This window comes from Novosphingobium sp. Fuku2-ISO-50 (assembly GCF_001519055.1).
Lineage (GTDB): Bacteria > Pseudomonadota > Alphaproteobacteria > Sphingomonadales > Sphingomonadaceae > Novosphingobium.
Genome location: NZ_KQ954285.1, coordinates 306,001 through 320,831, shown reverse-complemented (window position 1 = coordinate 320,831; position 14,831 = coordinate 306,001). Strand labels below are relative to the sequence as shown.

At 65.1% G+C, this 14,831-nt stretch carries 16 protein-coding genes; 9 read left to right on the top strand and 7 right to left on the bottom strand.

All coding sequences use genetic code 11. The annotated features are described in order from the left end of the window. Positions 1-10: 10 nt before the first annotated feature. From AQZ50_RS01475 to AQZ50_RS01445, 7 genes are all read right to left on the bottom strand, one after another. Positions 11-364, bottom strand: coding sequence for a type II toxin-antitoxin system PemK/MazF family toxin (locus AQZ50_RS01475; RefSeq protein ID WP_067741575.1), 354 nt, complete (start codon positions 362-364; stop codon positions 11-13). After that, complete coding sequence (locus tag AQZ50_RS19925) at positions 351-575, bottom strand: type II toxin-antitoxin system RelB family antitoxin (protein ID WP_082703337.1); 225 nt, start codon at positions 573-575, stop codon at positions 351-353. The genes AQZ50_RS01475 and AQZ50_RS19925 overlap by 14 nt, the downstream gene beginning before the upstream one ends. Positions 576-663: 88 nt before the next feature. Then, on the bottom strand, positions 664-1,326 hold the full coding sequence (locus AQZ50_RS01465; protein WP_067741573.1) for an inner membrane-spanning protein YciB: 663 nt from the start codon (positions 1,324-1,326) through the stop codon (positions 664-666). Next, a complete protein-coding gene (ftsY, locus tag AQZ50_RS01460; RefSeq protein ID WP_067741571.1) occupies positions 1,323-2,249 on the bottom strand; it encodes a signal recognition particle-docking protein FtsY in 927 nt (308 codons plus the stop codon). Before ftsY ends, AQZ50_RS01465 begins: the two co-directional genes overlap by 4 nt. Then, positions 2,246-3,478 (bottom strand): MiaB/RimO family radical SAM methylthiotransferase, encoded by a 1,233-nt coding sequence (locus AQZ50_RS01455; RefSeq protein ID WP_067741569.1) that lies wholly within the window; start codon positions 3,476-3,478, stop codon positions 2,246-2,248. The genes ftsY and AQZ50_RS01455 overlap by 4 nt, the downstream gene beginning before the upstream one ends. After that, on the bottom strand, positions 3,475-4,296 hold the full coding sequence (gene dapF / locus AQZ50_RS01450; RefSeq protein WP_067741566.1) for a diaminopimelate epimerase: 822 nt from the start codon (positions 4,294-4,296) through the stop codon (positions 3,475-3,477). Before dapF ends, AQZ50_RS01455 begins: the two co-directional genes overlap by 4 nt. A gap of 95 nt (positions 4,297-4,391) precedes the next feature. Beyond that, positions 4,392-6,113 carry a putative bifunctional diguanylate cyclase/phosphodiesterase gene (locus AQZ50_RS01445; protein ID WP_231730057.1) on the bottom strand — a complete coding sequence of 574 codons (1,722 nt, stop codon included), beginning with the start codon at positions 6,111-6,113 and terminating at the stop codon, positions 4,392-4,394. 299 nt (positions 6,114-6,412) lie between these two features. On the opposite strand from AQZ50_RS01445, the gene ffh reads away from it, so the two are divergent. From ffh to AQZ50_RS01400, 9 genes are all read left to right on the top strand, one after another. Beyond that, positions 6,413-7,897: a signal recognition particle protein gene (ffh, locus tag AQZ50_RS01440; protein ID WP_067741561.1), complete on the top strand. Its 1,485-nt coding sequence runs from the start codon at positions 6,413-6,415 to the stop codon at positions 7,895-7,897. A gap of 50 nt (positions 7,898-7,947) precedes the next feature. Continuing rightward, positions 7,948-8,322, top strand: a complete 375-nt coding sequence (gene rpsP, locus AQZ50_RS01435) for a 30S ribosomal protein S16 (protein ID WP_067741552.1) — start codon at positions 7,948-7,950, stop codon at positions 8,320-8,322. A 3-nt stretch (positions 8,323-8,325) separates the two neighbouring features. Next, on the top strand, positions 8,326-8,829 hold the full coding sequence (rimM, locus tag AQZ50_RS01430) for a ribosome maturation factor RimM (RefSeq protein WP_067741549.1): 504 nt from the start codon (positions 8,326-8,328) through the stop codon (positions 8,827-8,829). Positions 8,830-9,049: 220 nt separating this feature from the next. Beyond that, positions 9,050-10,552, top strand: a complete 1,503-nt coding sequence (locus AQZ50_RS01425; RefSeq protein WP_067741546.1) for a serine hydrolase domain-containing protein — start codon at positions 9,050-9,052, stop codon at positions 10,550-10,552. Between the two features lie 54 nt (positions 10,553-10,606). Beyond that, complete coding sequence (locus AQZ50_RS01420; RefSeq protein WP_067741544.1) at positions 10,607-10,876, top strand: AbrB/MazE/SpoVT family DNA-binding domain-containing protein; 270 nt, start codon at positions 10,607-10,609, stop codon at positions 10,874-10,876. Continuing rightward, the gene (locus AQZ50_RS01415; RefSeq protein ID WP_082703336.1) at positions 10,873-11,250 is read left to right on the top strand and encodes a type II toxin-antitoxin system VapC family toxin; all 378 of its coding nucleotides are present in this window, start codon (positions 10,873-10,875) and stop codon (positions 11,248-11,250) included. Before AQZ50_RS01420 ends, AQZ50_RS01415 begins: the two co-directional genes overlap by 4 nt. Positions 11,251-11,293: 43 nt before the next feature. Beyond that, entirely contained in the window at positions 11,294-12,040 is a 747-nt protein-coding gene (trmD, locus tag AQZ50_RS01410; protein WP_067742340.1) for a tRNA (guanosine(37)-N1)-methyltransferase TrmD, read from the top strand. After that, the gene (rplS, locus tag AQZ50_RS01405; protein WP_067741542.1) at positions 12,037-12,417 is read left to right on the top strand and encodes a 50S ribosomal protein L19; all 381 of its coding nucleotides are present in this window, start codon (positions 12,037-12,039) and stop codon (positions 12,415-12,417) included. The genes trmD and rplS overlap by 4 nt, the downstream gene beginning before the upstream one ends. Before the next feature lie 117 nt (positions 12,418-12,534). Then, positions 12,535-14,820 (top strand): S9 family peptidase, encoded by a 2,286-nt coding sequence (locus AQZ50_RS01400; RefSeq protein ID WP_067741540.1) that lies wholly within the window; start codon positions 12,535-12,537, stop codon positions 14,818-14,820. Positions 14,821-14,831 lie beyond the last annotated feature (11 nt).

Here is a 14,831-nt window from a genome sequence, read left to right as displayed (position 1 = left end):
TGTCGGGCTTCTACGAGCGGATCACGCCAAGATAACGCCCCAGTGTCTGGCTGATTTGGACCATGACGTCAGGCGGCAACTGGCCGAGCGGTTCGGCATGGCGTGCCTCAATCGTGGCGATCTTGGCGGGTCTGACAACGGAGGGGGACGGCAGTCCCGCTTGCGCCAGATCGCCGATCGCATGGTCATCGGGCCAGCGGCGATTTTCCGCGCTGGTTATCATGGCGACCCACAGCAGCGGTTGGCCCTCGCCCAAATCACCATGCGATACCACCAGTGCAGGCCGATGCTGGCGCGTGGCCTTGTCGGTATAGGGAAAAGGGACGCGGACGACGTCGCCCTGTCTGAAGCTAAAGTCCGGCATAGGCCCGTCGATCCGCTGCGCTGTCCCATTCGGAGAACGCCCCGAAAGGGTCGTCGGTCACCTCGCTCGCCATGATTGCGGCGCGTGCCTCGATTTCGTCGATGTGCTCGACGATCGCTTGCCGCGCATAAAAGGTCTTGGTCCGGCCCGTTGCCTTGGCGAGCGCGTCAAGCCTTTGTTCGATTTCAAGCGGAAGCCTGATTGCCAACACGACGATCTCCTGCGTTTGCGCTATACGGATATAGCACGTCCGAGGAATATCGATCTATCGGGTTTTTTCGGGCCGCGCCGACACCGCCCTAATCGTGCGGGGTGGTGGTTTCGGCTTCGTCTTCCGCCGTTTCGCCCATGCCGTGGCGCATCAGCATGGGCAGTTGGGCGAACGTGAAGGCGAACGACAGCGCGGTGACGCCCCAGACCTTGATCGTCAGCCAGGTCGCAAAGCCGCCGTTGTCCTTGTTGAAATAGTGGCGCAACACCTCGTTCAGCACGGCGAGGAACACGAAGAACCACGCCCAGTTGCGCGACAGTTTCAGCCAGCCTTCGTCATTGAGCCCGTCGAACGCCGATTGCAGCAGATCGCGCAGCATGGGGCGGCGAAAGTGCAGGCCGCCGAACAGGATCGCGGCGAACAGGACATAGACGACCGTGGGCTTGATCTGGATCCAGGTCGGATCGCCCAGAAACACGGTCAGCGCGCCAAACCCGATGATCAGTGTCGATGACAGCCACAGCATCGGCGAAATCTTGCCCAGCCGCCATTTCGAAATCACCAGCGCAGCGACCGTGGCGACCATGAACACCACCGTGCTTTTCGTCACGGCGACGGCTGTGCCGATGCCGACATCGCCCCCATTCGGGCTGAAATGGCGATAGGCGAGGAAGAACACCAGCAAAGGGCCGTAATCGACGAGGAGATTGATCCACGACGATGCGGCGGGCTGGTTGGTCTTCGCGTTCACTGGACATCTCCGGCAATGACCCGCGCGACCAGCGCGGGGTCGAACGGGCGCAAATCATCGATCTTTTCGCCGACGCCGATCGCATGGATCGGCAGGCCGTATTGTTCCGCCGCCGCAACCAGCACCCCGCCGCGCGCGGTGCCGTCGAGCTTGGTCATGACGAGCCCGGTGACGCCGGCCACATCGCGAAAGATTTCGATCTGCTGCAAGGCGTTCTGTCCGTTGGTGGCATCGAGCACGAGTACCACGTCATGCGGCGCCGCCGGGTTCAAACGCCCGAGCACGCGGCGGATCTTGGCCAGTTCGTCCATCAGCTCGCGCTTGTTCTGCAACCGCCCGGCAGTATCGACGATCAGGACATCGGTGCCCTGTTCGGTCGCCTGCTTCACCGCATCAAACACGATCGAGGCGGGGTCGCCGCCTTCGGCGCCGGAAATGATCGGCACGCCCAGCCGTTCGGCCCAGACGCGCAATTGCCCGATCGCGGCGGCGCGAAACGTGTCGCCCGCCGCCAGCATGACGCTGTAATCCTGTTCCTGGAACAGATGCGCCAGCTTGGCGATCGTGGTGGTCTTGCCCGATCCGTTGACCCCGATCACCAGGATCACTTGCGGGCGGGGAAAGGCGATGATGTCGAGCGGACGCGCCACGGGTTTGAGAATGGCCTCGATCTCGCCCGCCACGGTCGCGCGCAGGGCCGCTTCGTCGAGCCCGGTTTCGAACCGCCCCGAGGCGAGCCGTTCGCGGATTCGCGCTGCCGCGCGGGGGCCGAGATCCGACGCGATCAGCGCGTCCTCGATATCGTCGAGCTGTTCGTCGGACAGCCGCCCGCCGCCGGTCAGCCCCGCCAGATTGCCGGCGAGGCGTTCCTGCGTCTTGCGCAATCCGCCCAGCAGGCGGTCGCTCCAGGTTTCGCTACTCATGCCAGCAATCCTTCGGTGATCGTCCGGGGCGTCATGGTGACAAGGCTGCCCGCCGCCGTCCCCGGAGGCAGGCGGTAGGGGGCGAATTCGCCCGAATGGCCGGTGCCGTCGCGTTCGGCAAGCACTTCGCGCGGGTGCCCCACCAAAGTCCGCAGCCAGGCTGCGCGCTGGTCCGCCACCGCTGCGCGCAAGGCCCCGGCGCGGGCCCGCACCAGCACCGGATCGACTTGCGGCATGCGCGCCGCCGGGGTGCCGGGGCGCGGCGAATAAGGAAAGATATGGCCGTGAACGATCCGCGCCGCTGCGATCAGGCTGAGGTTGTTGGCGTGCATCGCGTCGGTTTCGGTCGGAAAGCCGGCGATGAGATCGGCGCCGATGGCGATCTGCGGGCGGCGCGCGACCAGCCGCTCGACCAGATCGATCGCCTGCGCGCGGCTGTGGCGGCGTTTCATCCGCTTCAACACCATGTCGTCGCCCGATTGCAGCGAGAGATGGACATGCGGCATGACCCGCGCCTCGCCGGTCAGGATCTCGAACAGGGCATCGTCGATTTCCACCCCGTCGAGCGACGACAGCCGCAGCCGGGGCAGCGTCGGAAACGCCACGAGAATCGCCGCGACCAGATCGCCCAGGCGCGGCGTATCGGGCAAGTCGGCGCCCCATCCGGTGACATCGACTCCGGTCAGCACCACTTCGTTGACGCCGTGCGCGAGATGCGCGGCGATTCGCCGGATCACGTCATCGACCGGGCTCGACACGCCGGCCCCGCGTCCAGCCGGAATGATGCAGAACGTGCAGGCATGGTCGCACCCGGTCTGCACCGGGACAAACGCACGGGTATGATGCATGGAGGCATGATGCGCAGCGGTATGATGGGGTGGAGGCGAAAGGTCGGCGGCAGGCGCCAGCCAGCTTTGCGGGGTCAGCTTGGCCGGATTGGGCACGACCGCATCGACTTCGCCCATCGCGGCAAAGGTATCCGGCTCGATCGTTGCGGCGCACCCGGTGACCACCAGCCGTGCGTCGGGATGTGCGCGGCGCAGCCGGCGCACGGCGCGCCGCGACTGGCGTACCGCTTCGGCGGTGACCGCGCAGGAATTGACCACCACCGTCCGCCCCGCCGCCCCGGCGAGCATGGCGCGGATCGCCTCGCTTTCGGCAAGATTGAGCCGACAGCCGAGCGTGACCACGTCATCAAGCGTCGAATCGGGGGAAACCGGCGCGGTCATGCCGGATAATCGTCCTCGGCAAATGTGCCCTCGAAACTGGTTGCCGCAGGGCCCGTCATGACGATCTCGTCGGTATCGTCCCATTCGATCGCCAGCGGCCCGCCGGGCAGAGTGACCGTGACTTTGCGCCCGGTCAGGCGGCGGCGCATCGCCGCGATGGCCGTGGCGCAGGCCCCGGTGCCGCAGGCGCGCGTCAGCCCGGCGCCGCGTTCCCACACGCGCAAGGCGATCGCATCGGGCCCGGTCAGAGTCGCGACATTGACATTGATGCGCCGCGGAAACAGCGGATCGGTCTCGATCAGCGGCCCGAGCCGGGCCAGATCGACGGCATGGGTATCGGGCACGAAGAACACGACATGCGGATTGCCGACATTGACGGCGACCGGCTCGACCAGATCTTCCCAGCCGACCGGCATGGTCAAGGTATCCATCGCATAGGCGAGCGGAATCTCGTCCCAGCCAAAGCGGGGGCGGCCCATGGCGACGCTGATACCGTTTGTTCCCGCCTTCGCGACGATCGTTCCGCCCAGCGTCTCGATGCGCGTTTCGCCGCCGCGTTCGTCGGCCAGCAGCAGGCCGACCGCGCGGCTGGCATTGCCGCAGGATTCGACTTCGCCGCCGTCCGGATTGAAGATGCGCATGCGCACATCGGCGCTGTCGGAGGGTTCGAGCACGATCAGTTGATCGCAGCCGATCCCGGTCTTGCGGTCGGCGAGCGCGGCGGCGCGGCGCGCTGTCATCGCCAAAGCGCGCACGCGCGCGTCGATCACGACGAAATCGTTGCCGAGGCCATGCATCTTGCGAAAGGGAATGTGCATGGCGCGGGCTAGTAGAACATGCGGCGCCATTTGGAAATCAGCTTCGACGGATCGGGTCGGGCTTGGCCAAGCCTGCCGAATCAGGCCCTGGCGTATCAGGCGCGGTGCCGGTCCTGATCTTCGCACGTTTGGGCAAGCGGGGGTTGGGCAAGCAGATCGCGCTCGGCCAGATCGCGGCGCAAATCGTCGGCATTCATCGGCAGGCCATAGATATGGCCCTGGCCCATGAATGCGCCGAGTTTGCGCAGTTCGGCCAGGATTTCGGGCGTTTCGATGCCTTCTGCGGTGATCGGCAGGGCCATTCCCCGACCTAGCGAGCCGATCGCTTTGACGACTGCCGCGCTGTCGTGGCTTTTGCCGAGGCTGGTGATGAAATTGCGGTCGATCTTGATCCGGTCGAACGGCAAGGCGCGCAGATGGGCAAGGCTCGACGCACTATGGCCGAAATCGTCGAGGCTGATGCGCACGCCCTGATTGCGCAATGAGGTGACCAGCGAACGCACCATCGGCAGGTTTTCGGTCAGGCATGCCTCGGTGATCTCGATGTCGATCCGATTGGGCGGCATGCGCGCTTCGATCAGCAGTTTGAGCAGTCTTTGCGCAAACCACGGATCGCGCAATTGCACCGGCGAAATGTTGATCGCCAGCGTCAGATGCGGCGCCCAGTCGCGCGCATCGATCAGCGCCTGACGGATCAGCGCCTCGGACAATTCGGGCATGACCCCGATCTCTTCGGCAATGGGCACAAAGACATCGGGGCCGATCAGCCCGCGTTCGGGCGAATGCCACCGCGCCAGCATTTCGAGCCCGGCGATCGCGCCGGTCGCGAGATCGATCTGCTTTTCGTAATGGGGGCGGAATTCCCCGCTTTTCACGCCGTGGCGGATCGCCTGTTCGAGCGCGCTACGCGCCAGCATGGCCGCTTCCATGCTCGGGTTGAACCAGCAGTGCCGATTGCGGCCCGCTTTCTTGGCTTGATACATCGCCACATCGGCATGACGCATCAGCGTGTCGGCTGCATCGCCAAACGGCGCCCCGGCATATGCCGGATTGCAGGCAATGCCGATCGAGGCGGTGACGGAGATGGTGTGTTCGCCGCATTCGACCGGCATGGCGATCGCCGTGCCGATCCGCGCGGCAATGTGTTCGGCCTGGGCGATGGCGTCGACGCCGCGCGCAAACGGGACCAGCGCGGCATATTCATCGCCGCCAAGACGCGCCAGCGCGGCATCTTTCGGCAGCATCTCGCGCACACGTCGCGCACACTCGATCAGGACGGCATCGCCGACCTGGTGGCCATGCGAATCGTTGGCGCGCTTGAAACGGTCGAGATCGATCAGGATCGCCGCCAGGCAGCCCCTGTTTTCCGCAGCCGTCGCGATCAGCCGGGGCAGGATCGCGCCCAAACTGCGCCGATTGAGTAGGCCGGTCAGCGAATCGGTATCGGCCAGTTGCAGCGCCGCCATCTCCGCCATGCGACGTGCGGCGATTTCCCGCGTCAGGTCGACATAGCGCCGCCAGCCAAAGATGATCAGCGCGACATTGAGCAGGAGGGCGTTGATCAGCAGCGTGTCGACAGCGGCCTCGCCAAACAGCAGGTGCCGCGCCAGCCTGGTCAACGCCGCTGAACCGGTGGCGACGAACAGGATGATTGCGGCAACGATGATTCCCAGCCCGATCAGATCGCGCTCGGTCCGCGTGGTCCCGGCAGGCATCGAACGGGCCTGGGAACCGGGCTGGAGCGCGCAACAGGCGGGCGCGACCGATCCCGGCGTCCCGACGCTGTCCTGCCAATGCTGGATCTTATGCCCTGGCATTGCTTGCGGTATGCCTCCCCGTTCCTGAATCTATCCGGCAACACCTAAGGGATTCTGCTGAAATTTCGGTTAAGGTCGGCTCGTGCGCCGGTGGGCTGCCGATCGCGAAACCGGTCGCTTGCTAAAATGCCCGTCACGGCTTATGGGCCCGGTTTGAAACAGCCGGGATCGGCTGCTTCGTTGGATTCGCTTTCGGCTCTTGCAGCGGAAATGCCAACGCTGGTCGGCGAGGTTTCGCCCACCGGCGTTTTCGGCGTTTTTGGTTCCGGGGGGCGAAAGAAGGGCAGGAGTGGTGCGGATTGTTCGATAGTCTGTCAGACCGGCTGAGCGGTGTATTCGACCGCCTGCGCGGCCGTGGCGCGCTGTCCGAAGAGGACGTGCGCGCCGCCATGCGCGAGGTGCGCATCGCGTTGCTCGAAGCCGACGTCGCGCTGCCGGTGGTCCGCCGCTTTGTCGATGCCGCGACCGAACAGGCGATCGGTCAGCAAGTCTTGCGCTCGGTCACGCCCGGCCAGCAAGTGGTCAAGATCGTTCACGACGCGCTGGTTGACATGCTCGGCGGCGGAACGGTCGATCTCGATCTGGCCGCGACGCCGCCGGTGGTGATCATGATGGTCGGGCTGCAAGGCTCGGGCAAGACCACCAGCACGGCCAAGATCGCCAAGCTGCTCAAGGAAAAGAGCGGCAAGAAAGTTCTGATGGCCTCGCTCGACGTCAATCGTCCGGCGGCGCAGGAACAGCTCGCCGTGCTGGGCGGGCAAGTCGGGGTGGCGACATTGCCGATCATCGCCGGGCAGCAGCCGGTCGAGATCGCCACGCGCGCGCTTCATGCGGCAAAGCTTCAGGCGGTCGACGTGCTCATGCTCGACACCGCCGGTCGGCTTCACGTCGATCAGGCGCTGATGGACGAGATGAAGGCGGTCAGCGCGATTTCGTCACCGCGCGAAACGCTGCTGGTGGTCGATTCGCTGACCGGGCAGGACGCCGTCAACGTGGCGCAGAATTTCGCTGCGCAAGTTCCGCTGACCGGCGTGGTGCTGACCCGCATGGACGGCGATGCGCGCGGCGGCGCGGCATTGTCGATGCGCGCCGTGACCGGGCAGCCGATCAAGTTCGCCGGGACGGGCGAAAAGCTCGATGCGATCGAAACGTTTGATCCCGAGCGCGTCGCCGGCCGTATTCTCGGCATGGGCGACATCGTCTCGATCGTCGAAAAGGCCGCTGCGGCGGTCAATGCCGATGAAGCCGACCGCCTGGCCCAGCGTATGGCCAAGGGCGAGTTCGACATGAACGACTTGCGCACGCAGCTTCGCCAGATGCAGCGCATGGGCGGTCTTGGCGCGCTGGCCGGGCTGATGCCGGGCATGAAGAAGGCGAAGGCGGCCATGGCCAATTCGGGCATGGATGACCGCGTGCTTCTGCACATGGATGCGATCATCGGCTCGATGACGCCCAAGGAACGCAACAAGCCCGAACTGCTCAATGCCAAGCGCAAGATCCGCGTGGCCAAAGGATCGGGCACGCAAGTGCAGGACGTCAACAAGATCATCAAGATGCACCAGGAAATGGCGCGCGCGATGAAGCAGATCCGCAAGATGGGCGGGCTGAAGGGTCTTGCCGCGATGTTCGGCAAGGGCGGCATGGGCGGGGCGATGCCCGGGCTCGATCAGCAGATGGGGCCGGGCGGGCTTGGCGGTCTCGGCGGCGGGCTTGGTGGTGGCGCAAAGCTGCCCGGGCTTGGCAGCATGCCCTCCAATCTGGGTGATCTGCTCAAGCGCAAATAATTGAAGTTTCACATAATCAGTTTTTGAAATTTGTTGGAAAGGTACAAGTCATGTCTGTTTCTCTGCGTCTGTCGCGCGGCGGTTCGAAGAAGCGCCCTTATTACAAGATCGTCGTTTCCAACAGCCGCGCGCCGCGCGACGGCAAGTACCTGGAACAGGTCGGCACTTACAACCCGCTGCTTGCCAAGGACGATGAAAACCGCGTGCGCATGGTCGAAGACCGCGTGCGCTATTGGCTGGGCGTCGGCGCGCAGCCGACCGACCGCGTTGCCCGTCTGCTCGACAAGGCAGGCATCAAGGAACGCGTTGTCACGCTGAACCCCAACGCGGGCGTCCCCGGCAAGAAGGCCAAGGAACGCGCTGAAGAAAAGGCTGCAAAGCTGGCCGAAGCGCAGGCCGCTGCCGCCGAGCCTGCGGAAGCCTGACACTTGGGCACTGATCGTCCGGTCACGCTGGCAGCCATTGCCGGTGCGCATGGCGTGGCCGGCGAAGTGCGCCTGAAACTGTTTGGCGATGGGGTGGCGACGCTGAAGCGCCACCTCAATCGGGCCGGCGCGTTCAATGGCGGCGGCCTGACGCTGACCGCCGTGCGCGAAGACGGCAAGGGCGGGGCGATTGCCCGGCTCGCCGAATGCCATGATCGCAACGGTGCGGAAGCCTTGCGCGGGACGGCTCTGGCCGTGCCGCGTTCGGCGCTGCCGCCGCTGGGCGAAGGCGAATATTATTACGCCGATCTGATCGGCCTTCCCGCCGTTTCGACCGATGGCGCCGATCTTGGCACCTGCATCGCGGTCGAGAATTTCGGCGCGGGCGACGTGCTCGAAGTGCGTCGGCCCGATGGCAAGACTTTCATGGTGCCGATCCGCGCCGAAGCCGTGCCCGAATGGGATGATACGCGGCTGGTGATCGAGGCCGTCTGGGCCGAAGACTGAGCCGCATCCCCAAAAAGGGGTCGGGCGGGCTTCTTGCTCATAACCCATTGTATTCATGAAATTAAAAACACCGTTCATCCTGACCCTGTCGAAGGATGCGCGCGACCTTGCGGCCTGGCGCACCAACCCCGTGCGGCGCGGGCGTTGACGCGCGCCCTGCGACAGGGTCAGGATGCGCGCTTGGGGTAAGGACGGAGGGCCAGTCGTGCGCGCAAGACCAATGATCGCGGCATTCGCGGCGGCCATCATGGCGGTATCGCCCGCCTCGGCCCAGCCTGCCCCCGCCGCGCTCGAAAGCGTCGAACCGGCGATCGATGCGATCTTTGCGCGCTGGATGGCGGACAATCACGTGCCGGGCATGGTCTTTGGTATCGTTGCCGACGGACATCTCGCCTATGTCCGCGGCATGGGCGTGCAGGACATCGTGGTGCGGCGTCCGGTCGATGGCGACACGCTGTTCCGCATCGCCTCGATGACCAAGGCGTTTACCGCGCTGTCGATCCTGTCGTTGCGCGACAAGGGGCTGCTCAGCCTTGACGATCCGGCGGAAAAGTATGTCCCCGAAATGCGCGGATGGGGCAATGCGACGGCGGATTCGCCCCGGATCACCATTCGCGATCTGCTGCACCATGTCGCCGGCTTCGTCACCGACGATCCCTGGGGCGACCGGCAACAGCCTTTGCCGCAAGAGGATTTCACCCGCCTGCTTGCCGCCGGGGTGCCGTTTGCGCGGGCGCCGGAAATGCGCCACGAATATGCCAATCTCGGCTATGCGATCCTGGGCCGGGTGATCGCCAATGTCACGCATGCGCCCTATCGCACCTATGTCGAAAACACGCTGCTGACCCCGCTCGGCATGACCGCCAGCGGCTATGACGTGTTTGCCCATCCGCGCGATCGACGCGCGATCGGCTATCGCTGGGAAAACGAGACCTGGGCGCAGGAGCCGACCATGGCCGATGGGGCCTTCAACGCGATGGGCGGGCTTGAAGTCAGCGCGCGCGACTATGCCAAATGGCTTGGCTTTCTGCTGTCGGCTTGGCCGCCGCGCGATGATCCCGACGCCGGCCCGGTGCGGCGCGGCACGGTGCGCCAGATTGCCGAAGGGCTCAATTTCCAGTCGGTGTTTCATCGCTACGGCGCCAGCGGGGCGAGCGCCTGCCCCGGCGCGCTGGCCTATGGCATGGGCTGGCGGGTGGTCAGCGATTGCGAGCTTGGCCTGACTCTCAATCATGGCGGCGGCTTTCCCGGCTATGGCAGTCATGTCCTGATGCTGCCCGAATTTGGCGTCGCGCTGTTTGCGCTGACCAACCGGACATATTCCGGCCCGTCGGCGCCGGTGTGGGACAGCGCGGTGCTCCTGTTGCAAAAAGGCCTGCTCAAGCGCCCCGTGGCGCAAGTCTCGCCCGATCTCGCCAGATTTTACGCCGCCGCGCGCGATGTCTGGGCCGATGGCAGTGTCGCGGCGCTGTCGGGCAAAGTCGCGGTCAATTTCGCCATGGATCGCAGCGATGCGAACTGGGCAAAATTCCTCGCCGAAACAAAGGTCGGGGCAGGCCGTTGCGAGACCGCAGCGCCGCTCCGCCCTGACAGCGCGCTGTCGGGCACGTTCGCCTGGGAATGCGCGCGCGGCCGGATCGAAGGCACCGTCCTGCTCGCGCCGACTCGCCCGATCACGCTTCAGGCGCTGCGCTTTGCCTTCGTGCCCGTTGATCGCCCCTGACTCTGGACAAATTGCCCAGGCTGTATATACATGGCGTATATACGGGAGTCGGCTATGGGCCAGGAATACAACGCCAAAAGCTTTCGCTCGGGCAATTCGGTGGCAATCCGCATGCCCGCTGCCTTGGGCATCGAGCCCGGCGCCGACTGGATCGTGGTCGAACAGGCGGACGGTCTGGTATTGCGCCGCAAGGACGCGCCGAAGCGCAAGATCGATGTCAGCGGCTTTGCCGGAAAGGCGCCGGGTATCCGGCTTGCGCCGCGTGAGGATTTCGAGGAACGGCCGAGCGTGATCGCCGCGCGCAAGGCTGCAGGGTTCGAGTGATTCGATACCTGATCGATGCGAATGCCGCAGTCTATGCCATGGATGTGGGGTACGAGCGGTTGACCGCCCGTATCGCGGAGTGCGCGGCGGGCGAAATCGGCATTTCCACGATCAGCTTTGCCGAAGTCGCCTATGGTACTTATGTCGGCAAACCCCCGTCGCCCGAGGTGCTGGACGCATTTATCGATGCCATACCGTTGATCGCGTTCGACGAAGCTGCGGCGCGCGCCTACGCGCGACTGCCGTTCAAACGGGCGCGTTTCGATCGCTTGCTGGCCGCCCATGCGTTGAGCATCGGGGCGACGGTGATCACGGCAAACCTTGCGGATTTCACTGACGTTCCGGGGTTGGCGGTCGAGGACTGGACCCGGTGACCGGCGCTCGACAGTCCGCTCCACACGGGGCATGAGCGCGGCCATGACATTCGCTGCCACCATCCTCACCCTCTATCCCGACATGTTTCCGGGGCCGCTGGGCCACAGTCTTGCCGGGCGTGCCCTGGCCGAGGGGACGTGGTCACTCGATACTGTGCAGATCCGCGATTTTGCCACTGACAAGCATCGTACCGTCGATGACACGCCCGCAGGCGGCGGGGCGGGTATGGTGCTCAAGGTCGATGTGCTGGCGCGGGCCATCGATCATGCGCGCGCCTTGCATCCGGACGCGCCTGTCGTGGCGATGACGCCACGCGGGCACCCGCTGACCCAGGCACGCGTGCGCGAGCTGGCGGCAGGGCCGGGGGTGACCGTGCTGTGCGGGCGGTTTGAAGGGTTTGACGAGCGGATCTTTGCCGGGCGCGATGTCGAAGAGATCGCGGTGGGCGATGTCGTGCTGTCGGGCGGGGAATGTGGGGCGCTGATCCTGCTCGATGCTTGCATTCGGCTGCTTCCCGGCGTAATGGGCGCGGCTTCCAGTGGGCACGAGGAATCGTTTGAAAACGGTCTTCTCGAATACCCCCACTATACCCGACCCAATCTTTGGGAAGGGCGCACGATCCCTGAAGTGCTGCGATCGGGGGATCATGCGAAGATCGCTGCATGGCGTCATGCCATGGCAGAGGTCGATACCCGGCTACGCAGGCCGGACCTTTGGGAACGCCATGGCGGCGTTCGGGTCCAGTCTGCCTCTGGTGCGCAGCATGGAACGACGGACGACAAAAAATGAACCTGATTCAGCAGCTTGAAGCTGAAGCCATTGCCGAGTTCAAGGCAAAGAAGGACATTCCCGCTTTCCGCGCCGGTGATACCGTGCGCGTGGGCGTGCGCGTTGTTGAAGGCGAACGCACCCGCGTTCAGGCCTATGAAGGTGTGGTGATCGCGCGTTCGAACCGTGGCCTCGGCTCGAACTTCACCGTGCGCAAGATCTCGTTCGGCGAAGGTGTGGAACGTGTGTTCCCGCTCTATTCGCCCAACATCGATTCGATCACCGTGGTCCGTCGCGGCGTCGTGCGCCGTGCGAAGCTCTATTATCTGCGCGGTCGTCGCGGCAAGTCGGCGCGTATTGCCGAACGTCGCGATCCCCGGCCCAGCGCCGAGGGTTGACCAGGATGGGCCGTTAAGGCGGCCCATTGCCGACCACGAGACAAACGTGAAAAGGCGTCCTGGCACACCAGCCGGGGCGCCTTTTTGCTGTCCTGCATCGATCTTGCGAGACCACAGATGCGTCCTGCCCCGCTTTTGATGCCTGCCCCGCTGTTGATGATTGCTGCGCTGATGGTCGGCCTCGTGCCTGCCTCGCTTGCCGCCCGGGAGAATGCCGTGTCCCAATCTGCCGCGCCCACACAGATCAGCCTCGAACGCGTCTTTGCCAGTCCGGGCATCGCCGGGGCCGTGCCGCGCGGGGTGCGCCTGTCGCCCGATGGGCGTTTCCTGACCATGCTGAAAAACCGGCCCGACGATCGCACGCGCTATGACTTGTGGGGCTTTGACCGACACAGCGGCACGTGGCGCATGCTGGTCGATTCGGCCCGGCTCGCCAGCGGCAAGGACTTGTCCGAAGCCGCCAAGATGCAGCGCGAGCGCGAACGCATCGGCGAGCTGAAAGGCATTGTCAGCTATGACTGGGCCCCCGATTCGCAAAGCGTGCTGGTCCCGGTCGACGGGCGCCTGTTCCTCGCCCATGTCGCGGGCAAAGAGGCCGGGACAGTCGTGCCGATTGCCGCTGCGCAAGGCGGTGAAGTGCTCAATCCGACGCTGGGGCCCAAAGGCGGGCATATCGCCTTTGTCCGCGACCGGCGGCTGTGGGTCGCCCCGTTGGCGGGCAACGCGATTGCGGTAAGCCCGGCTGAAACCAGCCCCGACGTGCATTGGGGCGAAGCCGAATTCATCGCGCAGGAAGAACTGCACCGCATGGCCGGGACATGGTGGGCGCCCGACGAAACGCGGCTGGCGGTCGAACGCTATGACGAAAGCGGCGTTGGCCTGGTCACCCGCGCGGCGATCGGCGCCGGCGCGACCAGCGTGACGCAGCAGCGCTATCCGGCGGCGGGCGCGGCCAATGCGGTGGTGTCGCTGGCGATCCTGTCGACCGACGGCGAAACCCGCGTCGATGTCGATCTGGGAGCGGACAAGGACATCTATCTCGCCCGCGTCGATTGGGCGCGCGATGGCAAAACGCTCTTTGTACAGCGGCTCAACCGCGCGCAGGACCGGCTCGACATGCTGGCGGTCGATCCCGGGTCGGGCGCCTCGCGCGTGCTGTTTACCGAACATGCCGCGCCCAAAAGCTGGATCAACCTGTCCACCGCCTATCGCTTCCTTGCCGATGGCAGCCTGATCTGGTGGTCCGAACGCGATGGCCATGGGCATCTCTATCGCTTCAAGGGCGGCCAGTGGCAGCGGCTGACTCAGGGCGACTGGGAAGTCACCGCGCTGGTCGCGGTCGATGAAAAGGCCGGGCGCCTGATCCTGACGGGCAATCGCGACGATGTCCTGTCGGGGCAGGTCTATGCGCTTGATCTTGCGCATCCCGACACGCTGACCCCGCTGGGCGATCCGGCCTATGACAACAGCGCCAGCGCCGATGCCGCCGGGCACACGCTGATCGTGACGCGCAATGCCGATGCACAGCCGCCGCAATCCTATCTTGCCGATGCCAAGGGCGAACGCCTGGCATGGATCGAGGAAAACCGCGTCGAGGGGCATCATCCTTATGCGCCCTATCTCGCCGCGCACCGCCCGGCGCAGTTCGGCACGATCAAGGCCGATGACGGCACCGATCTGCACTGGATGATGATCACTCCGCCGCTGGAGCCGGGCAAGCGCTATCCGGTGTTTACCTATCACTATGGCGGCCCTTCGGCGCAAGTCGTGCGGCGCGGCTGGCAGGGCGCGCTGGCGCAAGCGGTCGTGGCCAAGGGCTATATCTGGTTTGCCATCGACAATCGCGGCTCGGCCAATCGCGGCGTCGCTTTCGAAAGCCCGATCTGGCATGCAATGGGCACGGTCGAAGTCGCCGATCAGCTGGCGGGTACGCGCTGGCTCAAGGCGCAACCGTTCGTCGATCCGGCGCGGATCGCCACGTTCGGCTGGTCCTATGGCGGCTATATGACGCTGAAAATGCTGGAAGAGCACCCCGGCGAATGGGCGGCGGGCATTGCGGTCGCGCCGGTGACCCGGTGGGAACTGTATGACACCGCCTATACCGAGCGCTATCTCGGCGATCCGCATGCGCCGGGCGGGGTCTACGATCGCGCCGGGGCGCTGATCGACGCGCCGAAGATCGCCGATCCGCTGTTGGTGATCCATGGCATGGCCGATGACAATGTCGTGCTCGACAACACGACTGCGCTCGCCGCGACGTTGCAGGCGCATGCCGTGCCGTTCGAGATGATGCTCTATCCGGGGCAGACGCATGGTATCGGGGGGCCGAAGATCAGCGTGCACCTCTATGACCGGGTGTTCGATTTCCTTGCCCGTCACGGTGTCGTCGCGGGCGGCCAGTAACATTCGTCCCG